This window comes from Kitasatospora sp. NPDC004745 (assembly GCF_042873275.1).
Taxonomy (GTDB): domain Bacteria; phylum Actinomycetota; class Actinomycetes; order Streptomycetales; family Streptomycetaceae; genus Kitasatospora.
The window spans coordinates 48,954-64,440 of the sequence record NZ_JBIALK010000029.1; the positions used below are offsets into that span (position 1 = coordinate 48,954).

General features: G+C 72.0%; 13 protein-coding genes. 7 read left to right on the forward strand and 6 right to left on the reverse strand.

Annotation, left to right across the window (positions count from 1 at the left end; translation table 11 throughout):
* The first annotated feature begins 57 nt into the window (after positions 1-57).
* Together ACFYUY_RS33570 and ACFYUY_RS33575 are read left to right on the forward strand one after the other, a co-directional pair.
* Positions 58-1,041, forward strand: a complete 984-nt coding sequence (locus ACFYUY_RS33570) for a hypothetical protein (protein ID WP_387906246.1) — start codon at positions 58-60, stop codon at positions 1,039-1,041.
* Positions 1,042-1,186: 145 nt separating this feature from the next.
* Positions 1,187-1,756, forward strand: coding sequence for a hypothetical protein (locus ACFYUY_RS33575; protein ID WP_387906249.1), 570 nt, complete (start codon positions 1,187-1,189; stop codon positions 1,754-1,756).
* Positions 1,757-1,969: 213 nt separating this feature from the next.
* Here the strand turns inward: ACFYUY_RS33575 and ACFYUY_RS33580 are convergent, their stop codons facing one another.
* The 4 genes from ACFYUY_RS33580 to ACFYUY_RS33595 all read right to left on the reverse strand — a co-directional run bounded on the left by ACFYUY_RS33580 (position 1,970) and on the right by ACFYUY_RS33595 (position 5,427).
* Positions 1,970-2,884 carry a hypothetical protein gene (locus ACFYUY_RS33580; RefSeq protein WP_387906251.1) on the reverse strand — a complete coding sequence of 305 codons (915 nt, stop codon included), beginning with the start codon at positions 2,882-2,884 and terminating at the stop codon, positions 1,970-1,972.
* 7 nt (positions 2,885-2,891) lie between these two features.
* Complete coding sequence (locus ACFYUY_RS33585; protein ID WP_360215386.1) at positions 2,892-3,275, reverse strand: peptidase inhibitor family I36 protein; 384 nt, start codon at positions 3,273-3,275, stop codon at positions 2,892-2,894.
* 281 nt (positions 3,276-3,556) lie between these two features.
* Entirely contained in the window at positions 3,557-4,258 is a 702-nt protein-coding gene (locus ACFYUY_RS33590; RefSeq protein ID WP_387906253.1) for a helix-turn-helix transcriptional regulator, read from the reverse strand.
* 875 nt (positions 4,259-5,133) lie between these two features.
* Positions 5,134-5,427, reverse strand: a complete 294-nt coding sequence (locus ACFYUY_RS33595; RefSeq protein WP_360215380.1) for a DUF1330 domain-containing protein — start codon at positions 5,425-5,427, stop codon at positions 5,134-5,136.
* Positions 5,428-5,617: 190 nt separating this feature from the next.
* Here ACFYUY_RS33595 and ACFYUY_RS33600 point away from each other — a divergent pair, with 190 nt between their 5' ends.
* Positions 5,618-6,520 carry a LysR family transcriptional regulator gene (locus ACFYUY_RS33600; RefSeq protein ID WP_387906257.1) on the forward strand — a complete coding sequence of 301 codons (903 nt, stop codon included), beginning with the start codon at positions 5,618-5,620 and terminating at the stop codon, positions 6,518-6,520.
* A gap of 157 nt (positions 6,521-6,677) precedes the next feature.
* Positions 6,678-8,000, forward strand: a complete 1,323-nt coding sequence (locus ACFYUY_RS33605) for a M48 family metalloprotease (RefSeq protein WP_387906259.1) — start codon at positions 6,678-6,680, stop codon at positions 7,998-8,000.
* 76 nt (positions 8,001-8,076) lie between these two features.
* On the opposite strand, the gene ACFYUY_RS33610 is transcribed toward ACFYUY_RS33605, so the two are convergent.
* Entirely contained in the window at positions 8,077-9,057 is a 981-nt protein-coding gene (locus ACFYUY_RS33610) for an alpha/beta hydrolase (protein WP_387906261.1), read from the reverse strand.
* Positions 9,058-9,132: 75 nt separating this feature from the next.
* A complete protein-coding gene (locus ACFYUY_RS33615) occupies positions 9,133-10,200 on the reverse strand; it encodes an alcohol dehydrogenase catalytic domain-containing protein (protein ID WP_360215368.1) in 1,068 nt (355 codons plus the stop codon).
* Between the two features lie 132 nt (positions 10,201-10,332).
* On the opposite strand from ACFYUY_RS33615, the gene ACFYUY_RS33620 reads away from it, so the two are divergent.
* The 3 genes from ACFYUY_RS33620 to ACFYUY_RS33630 all read left to right on the forward strand — a co-directional run bounded on the left by ACFYUY_RS33620 (position 10,333) and on the right by ACFYUY_RS33630 (position 15,477).
* On the forward strand, positions 10,333-10,932 hold the full coding sequence (locus ACFYUY_RS33620; RefSeq protein WP_387906263.1) for a CGNR zinc finger domain-containing protein: 600 nt from the start codon (positions 10,333-10,335) through the stop codon (positions 10,930-10,932).
* 427 nt (positions 10,933-11,359) lie between these two features.
* A complete protein-coding gene (locus ACFYUY_RS33625; RefSeq protein WP_360215362.1) occupies positions 11,360-11,827 on the forward strand; it encodes a hypothetical protein in 468 nt (155 codons plus the stop codon).
* A 587-nt stretch (positions 11,828-12,414) separates the two neighbouring features.
* Entirely contained in the window at positions 12,415-15,477 is a 3,063-nt protein-coding gene (locus tag ACFYUY_RS33630; RefSeq protein ID WP_387906266.1) for a hypothetical protein, read from the forward strand.
* Positions 15,478-15,487 lie beyond the last annotated feature (10 nt).

The following is a 15,487-nucleotide window of genomic DNA, read 5'->3' on the forward strand; positions in this document are numbered from 1 at the left end:
CCGCACCCGGTCGCGCGCCGCCCGTCCGAAGACGTCCACCGCACCCCTGGAGACCCCGTGAATCCCGCCACCGCCTCCCGCAGGCGGCGCCTGCTCGCCCCCGGCGCCGCCTGCCTCGCCCTGCTGTGCTCCACCGCCCTCGGTGCCGCGACACCGGCGCAGGCCTTCAGCGGGGGGAACCACGAGAGGATCACCCGGGCCGCGCTGGGGGCCGGGGGCTGGCACCCGAACTCGCTGACGGCGATGGCGGACGGGAACTCGGGCGCCATCGTCGCCAACGACCACGGCGAGTACTTCGGCATCGGCAAGCTGCACTGCGACAACGCCGACTACCTCGACCCCCGGTACGACGGCCGCTACCCCCGCAGCCGCCAGCAGGCCGACGCCGAGATCATCGACTGCATCGACGGTTCCGTCCACAACTTCAAGCGGGCCGTCGCCGCCGCGGACCGGCTGGTCGACGCGAACGGGCACGTCCTCGCCGCCCAGACCTCCCTCTCCCCCGCCTGCACGTGGAACGACCAGCCGGGGCGGGCGAAGTGCGAGGTGCTGGAGGACCTGGGCCGCGGCTGGCACCAGATCGAGGACTTCTACGCCCACAGCAACTGGGTCGACCAGGCCGGCCCGGGAGCCGTCGGCGTCAGGAACCCCCCGGGCCTGGGCAGGACCGACCTGCCCGCGTTCTTCTCCATCGCCCGCTACAGCGCCATGAGCCGCACCGACTGGGCCAAGGACGCCACCGGCCACATCCCCCACGACCTGGCCACCGGCTGCTACCCGGACCGCGACCACACCGGGACGGTGTCCGACTGCGCGAACCGCGTCACCCACGACGGGGTGCTCAACAAGGACACCGCGGACAGCCCGCGTTCGGCCGCCGGCCACAACTTCGACCGCGCCTACGACCTGGCCGTCAAGGACATCACCCGCCAGTGGAACGACTTCAAGGGCGAGCTCCAGCGCCGGTACCCGAACAACGACCGGGCGAAGGCGATGATCTGCGCCATCACCCACGACCACCCGGACAAGACCTGCGGCTGACCGGCCGCCGACGGCCTTGCGACTTGGCGTGTCATCAGGGACCTTGCAAGGAGGTCGTGAACCGCGGGGGCTGCCTCGGCGTTTCACCTTCTGACGAGTCCTGCGGGGGGACGCAGTGCACGACGGGATGCAGACGCTCCTGACCATGGCAGTGGCGGCCGCCGGGTTGTGGCTGGCCCACAACTACCGGCGCCAGCTCAAAGGCAAGCTCACTGAACGCATGCTGGCTGCCTACCTGGAGCTCTGGGAACTGACTGCGGTATCCGATCTCAACCGTGAACCGCCGATGACCGACGAGGAGAGCCGTCAGCTCGCGGAGGAGATGATGACCTGGTACTACGCGAACGGTAACGGCATGCTGATGTCACCCAAGACGCGTGCGCTCTTCTTCACCGTACGCGGCAACTTGGTGGCACCCGTCCAGAACCTCCAGCCTGCGTCTGTACGAACTGCTCCTGCAGAAGTCGAGGGGCCGACCGCCGGTCTGAGGATCACCTGCATCCGGGCCAGACAGTTGTCCGTCCTGCGGACACGACTGAAGACCGACATGGCCATGTACTTCGGCGCACGGCACCTGCGCAAGCTTCGTCGGGACGAGTGGGAGCTGCTGCGCCTTTGCGGTATGGCCAGGAATCCGGTTGCACGGATACGCGCCAGCAGGTGGCTGGCGAAACGGCTCGAACGGACCCCCTGCTTCTGTGGGCAGTGCAACTGAGACGACCGCATCCAGACGCACTCGGTCCAGCCACGGGTGCAACGAGAAGGACGGGAGAAGAGGTTGTCGGAATCCGGCGGCGGCCCGGGTTGCGGGGCTGGGCCGCCGCCGGACTCGCCTCTCGGGCGCGGAGTGGCCGGTGGGGGCGGCGGGTGGTCCGCTGCCGCGGGTTGCGACGGCCGGGTGGCGGCGGGGCGGCCGGGGGTCGTGCCGTCAGCGGGTGGCGGTCGGGGTCGGGGCCGGGTGGGACGCGCGGGCGAGGGCCTGCTGCCGCAGGCCGCGGAGCTGGTCGAGGAGGGGCTGGTCGGCCCCGAGCACGGTCTTCTCGACGTCGGCCTGGATCCGTTCCACGGTGGCGGCGAAGCCGGCCTGGTCCTGGCAGCGGGCCGAGGTCCTGGCGAGGGAGAGCTCGCCGCCGATGAGGTCGTGGGTCTTCGCCGGATCTCCGCCCTCCTGTTTCACCCGCTGGTCGATCACGGCCACCGGGTCTGCCAGGTGGGTGGCGCTCTGGTGGGCCGAGGACATGCAGTCCCGCCACCGGCCCTCGGCGGCGGCGTACCGGCCGTCGGCCTGGACGCCGGCGACGACATCGCCGCTGAGCACCTGGAAGGTGTTGAACAGCCGGAAGTAGTCGGGGCCGTAGAGGGTGTCGCGGGCCCGGGTGAGGCAGGAGTCGCCGTTGTAGTAGAACTGCTGCTGGCCGGGCAGGTCGACGGTGACCCGGTGCGCGTCCGTCCCCAGGAGGGCAGCCTTCCACGCCTGGTCGGCGTCGTGCTCCTGGTTGGGGTCGGCGGCCTGCTTCAGGTGCAGCACCGTGCTGATCACGCCGAAGCCGTCGGCGGCGGCCTGGTCGGCTCCGAGCAGCCCGTACGGGTTGGCGTCGACGCGGTGGTCTCCGGTGACGAGGCCCTGGGGGCGGTAGTCGAAGCCGCGCTCGCGCATGCATCCGGTGACGAGGACTTCTTCGGCGTCGTGCAGGGCGGCGCGCTGCTGCTCGTCGTAGTGGGTGACGCCGCCGAAGGGGCGCGGCGGGGCCCCGGGCGGGGTGGTGCCGCCGGATGTGGAGCATCCGGCGGCACCGAGGCCCAGGAGGACCGCCGCGAGGGCGAGGGTGGTCCTGGTCTTCATCGCTGGATCAGACCGTGCACCAGCGGTTGGAGTAGATCGTGGGCAGGTTGTCCCCGATCAGGGTCCAGCCCTGGCCGCGGTAGAGGATCCAGCCCTGGCCCTGGGCGTTCTTGTCCGCGTAGACGACGACGTTGCAGCTGTTGCCGTTGTTGAACGCCGAACCGCCCTGGCTGTGGGCGAAGTTGGTGTACTGGCTGAGGTCGTTGTTGTCCTGGTAGACGGTCTGGACGCCGCCGCCGTAGTTGGCGTTCCAGTACACGCAGAGGCCGCCTGCGTTGCAGCCGGACGGTGCGGCCTGGGCGGCGGGGGCGGTGCCGACCAGGGTGAAGAGGGCGGCGCCGGCGACGGCGGTCGCGGCGGCGGCCTTGGCGATGCGCGACTTGATGGTCACGGAGGTGTCCCTTCGAGGGTGCTGTGGACGTTGGCCTTGGATTTCGTGCGGTGGTGCCGACGGCCGGTGGACTGCTTCCGGCCGCGTTCCGGGGAAGAGCCTCTCCGGATCGTGATCACGCCGCTATCCGCTTTCGTGGCGGCGGGAGTTCCCGCATTTCGGATAGCGGAGCAGGGCGGACCTGCGGATGGCGGAGCGGCGCGGAAGCTCTTCACGCACCCGGGCGGGCGGCTGCGCGGCCGTTCGGTCGTTCGGTCGCTAGGCGCCCGGACGCTGGGTCGCTAGGCGCCCGGACGCTGGGTCGCCCGACGGCTTCGGCGCAGCGTCTCGGACGGCGGCTGTCCGAAGGACTTGCGGTACTCCGCGCTGAAGCGGCCGAGGTGGGTGAAGCCCCAGCGGCAGGCCACGTCGGTCACCGTGCCCTGCGCCCGGCCGTCGGCGATGGCGAGGAGGTCGCGGTGGGCGTGGTCGAGGCGCAGCCGGCGCAGGTACGCCCGGGGCGTGGTGTTCAGGTGGGCCCGGAACCCCTGCCTCAGGTTCGGCAGACTGGTGCGCGCGGCGAGGGCGATGTCCGCCACCGAGACGGGCTCGTGCACGTGCTCCTCGCAGAACGCCTTGGCCCGGCGTACGGCGGGTGGCAGAGCGGCCGGGCCGCTGCCCGTCGGGGTGCCGCTCCGGGAGTGGCGTTGGGCGTCCGGCAGGCCGTCGGTCGGGAGCTGTTCGAGGTGTCGCTGTTCGAGGTTCCGCTGCTCGCGGTGCCGCGCTCCCCGCGGAGAGTGGCGGCTCGACGGCGAGGCGAGGAACTCGTCGAATCCCCGGACGAGTTCGATCCAGGCGCTGACCAGCGGGTCCTGCTCGTCGAGTACCGGGTCGAAGCGCCCCGAGGCGGTGGACGGCCTTCCCCTGCGTGGCTCCAGGGCCTGCGCGACGGCCCAGTCCGGAACGGTGAGGACGTAGTTGCGTGCTTCGCCGTTCCACGTCATCGAGACCTGGCTGTCCGGGCCGGCGACACCGTGCGTCGACGGCGGGGCCACGCCGTCCGCGGTGCCGACGCCCGTACCCGACACGGGCAGCTGGACGGATCGGATCCCGGCGCGGGGCCGAATGCCCTTGGCAGGTGGCCTCGTTGCCCGTCGCCCCAGGACCAACACGGGGAACGTCCGCCGCTGCGGACGCGGTGCCGGAGGTCGCGGTCGGACTCGCCTCGGCGAGCGTGCCGGGAGCGGGTGATCCGCCGTCCGCAACGATGCCCGGAGCCCACGAGGACGAGCACCCCCGCCCCGCCCCACCCGGTGGCCCCGGTCCGCCCCCCGCCGCCCGGCCGCGGTGTGGGACGCGATCCGGCAGGGGCCCGAGGCCGCCGCGGCCCCGGCGGGACAACCGCAACCGCGGCTCCGCCGAAGGGCCTTGGCCCGGCCGCTGCGGACAGCGGGCCGGCTCCGGGCCGCGGCCCTCGGGGTTACCGGCTCCCCGGGGACGGCGTGCCCGACTCCGACGGACAGGTCGACCGTGGTCACTGACACCTCCGGCCGGACGGCGTCGATAGCGAATCGGCTTGAGGGGAAGGCGATCTGACGGCCAGTCTGGCGATGGTCCTGCGCATGCTGTTTCCTCCCGTTGGCGCGCGCCGCACCGGCGACGCAGCGTGTGCTCCGAGACTAGGCAGCAGGCATGCCCCCGGCGGGTATCCAATCGGGCGCCGATCCCGTGGGCCAATCGGACAGCCAAGGGGCCGCTCGCCAAGGGCTCCCCTCCCCCGCCACCCGGGGCGGGCCGGAAGCACCACCCCCGGGGCCGCCCCGTGCCGCCGAGGACCGGGCAGCGCGGCACGGCCAGGGCGTTCGAACCGCTCCGCCGGTCAGTCGACGCCTTCGGTGATGCGGAAGTCGCGCTCGACCCCTTCGGGGAAGGCCGCCAGCGCCTTCTGGTACGCCTCGCTCTCGTACGCCGCGACGGCCTGCTCAAGGCTGTCGAACTCGACCAGGACGACGCGTTGCGTGAGTCCGGCCTCGCGGGCGACGACGCGAGCACCACGGGACAGGACGCGCCCGCCCGCGGCCCGGACGGCCGGACCGGCCAGTCCGTCGTAGACGGCCAGCCCCTCGAGGTCGGAAACGGCGGGGTAGACACTGACCCAGTAGCCCTTGGCCATGGACACACTCCTGCGTTCGGTCGGACACGTCCGACGTCGGATGGACACTCGGCTCGATCGATTCCCGCGACGGCTACCGCGGTCGGTGGAATCGCCGTATCCGCAGGTTAGGACTCGATGTGCGGCCGGGGGAAAGACCGATGCGGGATAGGCTCAGAACGGATCGTTATCAATCGGCCGGGGAGGGCACGTGGCGCCGGACACCGTGAGCCTGCGGTACTTCCTGGTGCTGGCACAGGAGTTGAACTTCACCCGGGCGGCCGCACGGATCGGCATCGCCCAGCCCGCGCTCAGCGCCCGGATCCGCCGGCTGGAGGCGGACCTCGGCACGGCCCTGCTGGTGCGCAGCACCCGTAGCGTCGAACTGACCACGGCCGGCGCGGCCTTGGCGGAGTCCGCACCGGCCGCACTGGCGGCGCTGGACCGGGCCTGGGACACCGCCCGCAGCGCCGCGGCCGGTGAACTGGGCACGCTGCGCATCGGATACAGCCTCAGCACCGGGGCCGAGACGACACCGGCCCTGGTGGACCGGCTGATGCGCGGCACCAGCGGACTCGAGGTCCACGCGGTCCCGATGGCGACGCCGGAGATCTCCCCCGCGGTCGCCGACGGCCGCATCGACGCCGGGATCACCCGCGGTGAACAACCGGGCCGTGGCGTGCGCCGGTCCCTGCTGCGGCGTGCGCGCATCGGGGTCCAGCTGGCGCAGCACCATCCGCTCGCCGAACACGCCGAGATCGAGATCGCCGAGGCGGCCGCGTATCCGCTGCGCATCCCGGACCGAGCGACCAACCCCGTGATCCACGATCAGCTGTCCGCCCTGTTCCGAGGCGCCCGGCCGCACCCCCGGTTCCACACGCCCGCAGTCGCCTTCGACATGTCCCAGCGCGACCTGCGCGACGGGGTCACCCTCGCCCCGGCCGGAGAGACCGCGGCCACGACATCGCCGGCCGGGCTCACTTGGCGGCCGCTGCGGGGCGCGCCCGGCATGACGATCCACCTGGTCCTCCCCCGCGAGCAGTCGCCGCTGCACCGCCGTGTCCGTGCCGTCGCCAGGACCCTGGCGCACGAGCTGCACTGGCTGCCGCACTGACGCGCACGAGGTCGAGCGGGACGGACGCCTGCGATGGCGGAGCCTAAGACCCATCGCCCGGCGGACGTCGCGGTGATGACGACGGCGGTCCTGCCGGATGTCCGGGGTGCCGAATACCGGTTTGTCGTGTCGGCGCCACATGGCATGATCACCCGTCGTGCCGAATCCCACCGTCGCCCCCGCGCGCCCGCAGACCTGCCCGGACTGCACCCGGCCCCTCGACGCCGACCCCCGCTTCACCACCTGGTGCCCGGCCTGCGAGTGGAACGTCGTCACCGAGCAGGAGGCCGCCGAGGAGGCGGCCAAGGACGCCAGGACGGCCGCCCGCGAACGGTCCGCCGCCGAGCGGACCGAGCAGGTGTTCCAGGACGTCATGGCCGGCCGCGCCGACACCAGCCGCCGCGGCTGGCTCGCCGCGACCGCCGTCGCGACCCTGGTCCACCTCCTCACCGCCACGCTCGCCGGCACGGGGATCTGGCTGCTCGTCACCGGGAACACGCCGCTGCGCTGGGTCGGCGCCGCCGTCCTCGCCGTCGTGTTCCTGCTGCGCCCCCGGCTCGGCCGGGCACCGCGCGGCACCGGGGTGCTCACCCGGGCCGAGGCACCGGCCCTGTACGCGCTGGCGGACCGGATCGCCGAGCAGCTCGGGGCCCGGAAGGTCGACGTCATCGTGGTGGGCGACGACTTCAACGCGAGCATGGCCGTGGTCGGCCTGCGCCGCACCTCCGTCCTCACCGTCGGCCTGCCGCTCTGGGAGGTGCTCGACGACCAGCAGCGGATCGCCCTGCTCGGGCACGAACTCGCCCACCGGATCAACGGCGACCACCGCGGCCGGCTCTGGCTCGGGTCCGCGATCTGCTCCCTCGCGCACTGGTACCACTTCGCCCTGCCGCGCCAGCGGGCCGGCAGCTCGGGCGTGGGCGGGTTCCACCTGCTGATGCTCGTGGCCGACTACCTCGGCAACGCCTTCCTCCACGTCGTCGCCTGGCTGGTGCTGCGCCTGGTCCTGCTGCTCGACCGGCTCACCGCCCGGGCCGGCCAGCAGGCCGAGTACCGCGCCGACGAGCTCGCCGCCCGCGCGGGCTCGACCGGCGCCGCGATCGCGACGCTCCACGCGCTGCTGTTCGCGGAGGCCGCGGCAACGGTCGTCCTGCGGGTGCGCGCGCAGGTGAAGTCCCGCCCGCACCGCGGCCGCCGTGAGGCCTCGCCGACGCCCGACACCGATCTGCTCTGGCAGGAACTCCGTAACCACCTCGCGTCCCTGCCGCCGCTGGAACGCGAACGGCTGGTGCGCCGCTCGCGGCGCGAGGGCCGCGCGGTGGACGCCACCCACCCCCCGACGCACCTGCGCATCGCCCTGCTCGACCGCGGCCCCGCCGTCCCGGCCGCGGTCACCGCCGACGCTGCCGAGTCCGCCGCCGTCCACGCCGAACTCGCGCCGCACCGCGCCCGGATCGCCCGCACCTACCTCGCCGGCTGACCCACCGGCACACCGCCCGCGCCGGCCGCACCGCCCGCACCGGGCCTGCGCCGGCATGCGAGCCGGTCTGCGTACGTCACGGGGTGGACGCGTCCTGGAACCGGCGGGCGAGGTAGTTGAGCCAGGTCTGCTGGAAGGCGGCCGCGAGCTGCGACTGCGGGGCGAACAGGTCGAAGGCGTGGTAGGCGCCCGGGTAGAGGTGCAGTTCGACCGGGACGCCGTGGGCGCGCAGGCGGGCGGCGTAGTCGAGGTCCTCGTCCCGGAAGCAGTCGAGTTCGCCGACCGCGATGAAGGTCGGCGGCAGCGCGCCGAGGTCCTGCGCGCGGGAGGGGGCCGCGTAGGGGGAGACGTCGTCGGTTCCGGTGCGGTCCCCCAGGATCGCCTGCCAGGCCAGGATGTTCGTGGAGCGGTCCCAGATGCCGATGTCGGTGATCTCGTGGCTCGACGCGGTCAGGTTGCGGTCGTCCAGCATCGGGTACGTCAGCGACTGGAACAGCGGTGCCGCGCCGCCGCGGTCCCGGACCAGCAGGGCGGTGGCCGCCGCGATGCCTCCGCCACCGCTCTGGCCCGCGATGCCGATCCGGGCACCGTCCAGTCCCAGGGCCGGCGCCTCGCGGACGAGCCACCGGTAGGCGGTGAAGCCGTCCTCGGCGGCGCCGGGGGCGGGTGTCTCCGGGGCGAGCCGGTAGTCGACCACGGCGACGGCGCAGCCGAGCCGTGAGCACACCCGCTTGAGCCAGGGGTCGTCCTGGGCGGCGAAGCCGAGCACCTGACCGCCGCCGTGGAACCAGAGCATCACCGGCAGCGGCCCCTGCGCGGTCGCGGGCCGCAGCAGGCGGACCGGCACGTCGGGGCCGTCCGCCCGTCCGATGCGGTGCTCCTCCGTCGTGACCGACGGGTCGTCGGGCTCGCGTTCGGCGATCGACTCGGCCTGTGCGCGGAACGCCGCGCGCGTCGCGGGGATGTCGGTGAGGTCGAACGCGCCGTTGGGCGTCATGGGGACGCCGTCGAGTGCCTGGCTCAGTTCCCGGTCCATCAGCAGGCGGGAGGCGGGCATGGTCGTGCCTACTTTCTTGTGTCTTTCCATCGCGGGTGCCGCGGGGGCCGCGGGGGCCGCGCCGGGTGGGTCGGCTCAGGCCCGGAACTCGTCGATGACGACCACGCCGGTCGTCCCGTAGGTCTCCAGGGACTCCAGCACCCCGCTCGCCTCGTGGAGGCCGACGGTGCGGGTCACGATCCGGCCGGGGTCGAGGCGGCCGGCGGCGATCATGTTCAGCATGGTGCCGAACCGCTGGCCCTGCATGCCGAAGGCGCTCAGGAACTCCAGCTCCTTGACCATCATCACGTCGATCGGCAGCGCGACGTCCCCCTTCTCCGCGGCGGTGGTGTGCCCGAGTTGGAGGTGGCGGCCGCGCGTGCGCAGGGACAGGACGGAGTTGCGGCAGGCCTCGGCGATTCCCACCGAGTCGACGGAGACGTGCGCTCCTCCCCCGGTGAGGGTCTTCACCGCCTCCGCCGGGTCGTCCGTGGCGGCGTTGACGGTGTGGACCGCGCCCAGGGCCCGCGCGGCCTCCAGCTTCTCGTCCGTGATGTCGATCGCGATGACGTTGGCACCCGTCGCCGCGGCGATCTCCACCGTGGACAGGCCCATGCCGCCGCCGGCCCCGTACACCGCGACCCATTCCCCACCGCGGACCTTCGCCTGGTCGACGACGCCGTGGAAGGCGGTCATGTAGCGGCAGGCGAGGGCGGCGACGTCCGTGAAGCCGACGGACTCCGGTACCCGGACCAGGTTGACGTCGGCGAAGCGGACCATGACGTACTCGGCGAAGGCGCCCCAGTAGGACACCCCGGGGACGAGCGAGTCCACGTGCTCGCACACCTGCTGGTGGCCGCTGCGGCACATCTCGCAGGAGCCCTCGCCGGGGTTCATCGGGAAGATGACGCGGTCGCCCTCCCTCCAGTCCCGGACGTCCCGGCCGACGTCCACGACGGTGCCGGCGAACTCGTGGCCGAGGACGAACGGGGGCTTGACGCTCGGCCCGCCGGTCCAGAAGTTCCCGGCCCACAGGGCCCAGTCGGTGCGGCAGATCCCGTTGGCGCCGACGCGCAGGATCGCGCCGTCCGGTGGGCAGACGGGATCGGGCACGTCGCGGACGACCAGCGGCTTGCTGAGTTCTTCGATGACTGCGGCGCGCATGGACGCGGCCTCCTTGTGGCTCGTGATGCGACGGGGGAAGGCACCGAGGCCCTCAATGTCCACCGGTTGAAGCGGTGGACTCGAAAGCTAGGCGCTTGCTCAACGCAATGTCAACCACATAAAGTGGTGGACATGGATGACGAGGACGGTCGACACGAAGGGCGCCAACGCGCCAAGGCCGACTTCCGCTTCGACGACGCGCGGCTCTGCTTCGCCCTCGCCGGCACCCTGGCCGATCGCGGCACGGACACGCCCTTCGAACGGCTGGCCCGGCCGGAGGACCTGGGCCGCTGGAGCGTGGAGAGCGGCTGCACCACGGTGGCGCCGGCCTGCGACGAAGCCGACCTGGGCCACGCCAGACGGCTGCGCGAGGCGATCCAGCGGACCGGCCAGGCCCTGGCGGACGAAGCCGCACCCGCCCCCGAGGACATCGCGCTGATCAACAGCGCAGCCGCCGGGCCCACGTCCGTGCCCGAACTCTCCGCCGACGCGGCCTCGGTGCGCTGGCACGGGGACACGGTCGCGGCGGTGCTCTCCATGGTCGCGCGGGACCTGATCGAACTCTGCGGCTCGGACTACCGCACCCGCGTCCGCATCTGCGGGAACCCCGCGTGCGGCACGCCCTTCGTCGACACCTCCCGCGCGGGCGCCCGCCGTTGGTGCTCGATGAGGACCTGCGGCGCCCTCGCCAAAAAGCGCACCTACCGGGCGAGGTCGCAGAGCGGCTCCTGACCCCGCCCCGGGGAACGGTCGACGCCCCGTGCACTCGGCGCCGGCTCGACGGGTGGGGCCGGTGCTGACGAGCCGTCCCCAGGCCCTTTCGCCCCGGACGCCGGTTGGGCCGTAACCACCCCCGCGCAGACCGGGAGGTCTGCCGTTCCGTCTCCAGTGCTGGACACTCCGGTACCCGCCCCACCCACACCGCACCCTAGAAGCCCCCACCGACACACACCCGGCCACCGGGCCACCGGGCCACCGACGGCAGGACGGCCGAGCCGCGGCGGCGGGAGGCGCGGCGGCCGTCGGACCGAACAGCGGGTGTGACACGGCAGGTGCAACACACGTCGTCGTGGTCGCCCCGGTGACAGTGCCGCGTTCTACGATCAACTTCGTGTGCCGAACACCGGTACGACACCTGAACACAGCAGGGGGGACCACGATGAAGCGGACGAAGAAGACGGGCACGCTCACCACGGCGGCCGGGGCACTGGGGGTGGCGCTGGCGTTCGCCGGGACGGCATCGGCGCAGCCCGCCGACCCGGCACCGGCCTCGGACGAGCCCTTCGGTCACGCGGGGACGGGCCGGATCCTGCCGCCGACCCCGGACGAGGACACCATGTTCTCGATCCCCGACTGGGTCGGGAACGGCAGCGCGGTGACAGCCTCGGCGATCGAGACGCTGCCGATCTCCGTCACCGTCGGCTGCCAGGGCGGCGGTTCGGTCCAGGTGCACGTCGGCGGTGCGGCCCCGGCCGACTTCACGGTGCAGTGCCCGGTGGACTCCGTCGGCGTCGGCTCGGTGGAGATCCCCGCCCGTCCCGGCCGGGACTTCCAGTTCACCGTGCACACCTCGGACCCGTCGATCCACTGGGGCATCAACGCCCTCCAGATCCGCCCCTCCCACTGACCCGGCCCCAGGGCGCCGGGCTCAGCGCCGCAGATGGTGGTCAGCCAAGCTGTCCCTGGCCTCCAGACGGCGTGAGGGTGCCCGCCGGCGGGCACCCTCACGCGTCATCGGGAGGTGACTTGTCACTTACTGATCGTTTCAGAATGAGATTCGGAGATTCTGAAGGCAGGTGTTGCTGACCTCGGCCGAACGGGAGCTGGTGGCCGCGCTGGTCTCCGTTGCGGATGACAAGGCGTGGTGACTGGTGACACTTTGTGACCCCGTTCGTCCTGGAGGGCACCAGGCCGCATGTTCTCCGGCCTCGCCGGGTGTAGGCGCTGCGCTTCGTGGTCAGCGGGCATGTGGTGCTCGCGGCTGAGGTCCGGCACCCGGGTACGCGGGTGAACAGTTCATGCGGCGGGCGCTGCCGGAGGGCCGTTGAGTCGGGCGCCGATTCTGGCCAAGTTCGTTGAAGTGTGCCGCTGTTGTGATCGGGCTGTGTAGTTTCGAGCGGTCCGGAAGGTGTCATTTCGCCTAGGGGTCAGGTGCTCCACGTCCTGGCGGCCCTACCGGCATCTCCCTCATCTTCTTCGCAGACGGGAATCGTGATGACCACCCCGAGCACCGGAACACCTGCCACCACACCGGCGACGCCCCCGGCGAGCACGACGACCCCCGCCGGTACGTCGCCCGGGTACGAGATCGACAAGGCGATGCTCGACGGCGCGACGCCGAAGGACCTGCTTCCGACCACGGGCAACTACCCGGTGGAGATCGTCAGATACCGCTCGGTGGTGCTCACCGACATCCCCGGGGCGAAGCCGGCGCGCAAGCTGACCGGTGCCATCGACCTCGGGGAGGAGAACCTGCCGTTCTACGACCGCCCGGCCGAGGGCATGATCGTCACGACGGAGCAGACCTGGTCGGCCCAGGGCGTCACGCTCGGGCGGTTACTGCACAGCCTCGCGCTCGCGCCCGGCGAGAGCACCAAGGTCGCCGTCGTCGACTGGCAGCGCAGCACCAAGGCCACCGGCACCGAGACGACCGCCGAGAACGACACGCTGTCCGGCACCAGCGACCAGAACCGGTCGATCAGCGAGGTCGCGAACGCGATCTCTCGTGAGGAGCAGTTCGGCACGTCCAGGTCGTCGCAGTCGAGCAGGTCGTCCAGCTCCGGTGGCAGCGCCGGAATCGCGTTCTTCGGCCTCGGCGCCGGCGGCAACTGGAGTGATTCGTCGAACTCGGGCTTCGCGACCTCGGTGTCGCGCTCGACCGGCGTGAAGTCGGTCGCGGCCGAGGCGACGCAGCGCATCAGCGAGCGGACCCAGCAGGTGGCGACCGCGGCCCGCAGCCGGAACATGACGGTCGTGCGCGAGACGACGCAGTCGGAGAAGGACCAGGTCGTCACCCGGGTCGTCACCAACTACAACCACATGCACGCGATGTCGGTGCAGTACTACGAGGTCGTCCAGGTCTACAACGTGACGACCAAGCCGACGAAGCTGGAGCGCTGTCTGTTCATCCCGCTGCAGGAGCTCACCTTCAACTACACCAGCCTGCAACGGTACAAGGAGGTGCTCGCGTCGGTGGCGCCGACCGACTGGGCGGCGAAGATCCGGGCCGCCAACCCGTTCGACACCACCGTGCGCAAGCTCGACGCGTGCACGGCGCCGGAGACACCGGGGGGCGCCGTCTTCGACGGGGTGGAGCTGGCCGACATCGCCGCTTCGGCCATGGGCGTGTACGGGGTGCGCAGGTTCGACGGCACCCCGGTCCGGTTCGATCCGGTGGCCCGGCAGTGGAACCCGCTGCCCACCACCGGGCTGGACGGTGAGCTGATCCGCATCGCACCGGGCAAGAGCATCGTGTGGGCGATCAGGGCCGACAACGAGGTCGTGCACTTCGACGGGACGGCCTGGCGGCGTGACCCGAACGGCTGGGCGGGCCGGAGCCTCGCATGCGGTCCGGACGGCACGCTCTACCTCATCGGCATGGACAGTTCGATCTACCGGCGCGACCTGAACGGCACATCGCTGAACCTGCAAATCACGGCGGACGACGTCGCCGTCGTCGGCAAGGACAAGGTGTGGTACTGCCGGGAGGGGCGGACCTGGGAGCGCACCGGCACCACCTGGACGGAACGGACCCCGGCGCCCAACGTGAAGCGCCTGTCCGCCGGCCCGGACGGCTCGCTCTGGGGCATCACCGCCAACGGCAAGGCCGTGGTGGTCGAGGCCGGCGCGACGACCTGGACCCCTCCCAAGCACCAGATCCTTGCCGACCTCTCGTCGGTGACGGACTTCGTCACATCCACCAGCGGGGACCACTGGGCACTTCTGAACAGCGGGCTCATTCTCCGGCTCCTCACCGTGGAGCGAGACGCGCCGATAGCCTTCGACGCCCCGCCGAAGGCCGACTCCCCCTACGCGTCCAAGATCGACGTCTGGTACGACGAGGCCGGAATCCGCACCATCCAGGTGGTCTTCCAGGGCCAGGTCTTCCGCTGCGGCGACACCCGCGGCTCCGGCGTGCAGCAACGCGCGTCCTACACCTTCGGAGGCGCCGACAAGCTGCTCTCCGTCGACGCCTGGTTCGGCACGGCCGCCCGCGGCAGCCTCGCCGGGCTGCGCCTGACGATGGACTCGGGCGTGGCCAACTTCGGGATCGCCTCGACCACCACCGCCGCGCCCGACATGACCGAGGACGCCGGCGGTGCGGCCATCTGCGGGCTGTTCGGTTCGACGGTGAGGTCCGGCACCCGCACCTACATCGCGTCGCTCGGCTTCCACGTGCGCGGCGGGAACGTGCCGCAGACGGTCCTGGACCACCTGAACGACAACCGCCGCCACTACAGCCAGGCCGTCTGGGCCAACGCGGACGAGCTGACGCTCAGCCGCATCCTCGCCAACTACTCGTACACGCCGGCGGGTTCGAACGCCGCACCGGTCCTGCTCGGCACCCTGCTGGACCCGAAGCCGATCGCCGCCACCGGCAACTACCTCGGCTTCCGGTGGAACTTCGGCAGCGAGCAGGAACGAGAGGCGTGGACGAAGGCCCGCCAGCCCGGCGACGCCACGTTCGGGGCGCCGGTGACCAACACGATCGCCATCGCCACCAAGGGCGTCTTCGCCGAGGCCGTGCTCGGCCGGGCCAACTCGGCCGAGAAGATCGACCTCACCCGTTTCTGGAACTGGAAGGACTCGCCCATCCAGATCACACCGGCCGACATCGCGCCGGTCGCCACCGGAACGCGCGCGAAGGACCTCGACACCACGGTGGCCGCTCTGGGCGCCAGCCAGGCGAAGTACTCGCAGCTGTCGGCCATGCCCGACCCGGTCGGCCTGAAGGCGGTGGAGGCCATGACCACCGCGAACCTGTTCCGCGACATGAGCGGTCTCAGCACCATGAGCCAGGTGCTCACCAAGGGCATCGAAGCCGCCGCCGGCAACGACAAGGCCGCCGGCGAACGCGCCCAGGAGGCCCTGAAGACCGCCACCGAACACCTGCAGAAGATGGCCCAGATCGCCGTCGACGCCGCCGGCAAGGCAGCACCGGCCGCGGGCGGCGGCAACCTGAGCGCCCTCGGCGGCATGCTGAACCAGGGCGACAAGGCCGGCTCGGGCGCCAAGGGCGGCTCGGAGACCAAGGCCGGCTCGGACGCCAAGTCCTAGGGACCGTGCA

Bases quoted from the DNA above. Each gene is read 5' to 3' on its own strand.
- ACFYUY_RS33575 (WP_387906249.1), top strand. From the start codon at position 1,187: ATGGCAGTGGCGGCCGCCGGGTTGTGGCTGGCCCACAACTACCGGCGC.
- ACFYUY_RS33580 (WP_387906251.1), bottom strand. From the start codon at position 2,884: ATGAAGACCAGGACCACCCTCGCCCTCGCGGCGGTCCTCCTGGGCCTC.
- ACFYUY_RS33590 (WP_387906253.1), bottom strand. From the start codon at position 4,258: ATGACGTGGAACGGCGAAGCACGCAACTACGTCCTCACCGTTCCGGAC.
- ACFYUY_RS33595 (WP_360215380.1), bottom strand. From the start codon at position 5,427: ATGGCCAAGGGCTACTGGGTCAGTGTCTACCCCGCCGTTTCCGACCTC.
- ACFYUY_RS33610 (WP_387906261.1), bottom strand. From the start codon at position 9,057: ATGCCCGCCTCCCGCCTGCTGATGGACCGGGAACTGAGCCAGGCACTC.
- ACFYUY_RS33615 (WP_360215368.1), bottom strand. From the start codon at position 10,200: ATGCGCGCCGCAGTCATCGAAGAACTCAGCAAGCCGCTGGTCGTCCGC.
- ACFYUY_RS33620 (WP_387906263.1), top strand. From the start codon at position 10,333: ATGGATGACGAGGACGGTCGACACGAAGGGCGCCAACGCGCCAAGGCC.
- ACFYUY_RS33625 (WP_360215362.1), top strand. From the start codon at position 11,360: ATGAAGCGGACGAAGAAGACGGGCACGCTCACCACGGCGGCCGGGGCA.
- ACFYUY_RS33630 (WP_387906266.1), top strand. From the start codon at position 12,415: ATGACCACCCCGAGCACCGGAACACCTGCCACCACACCGGCGACGCCC.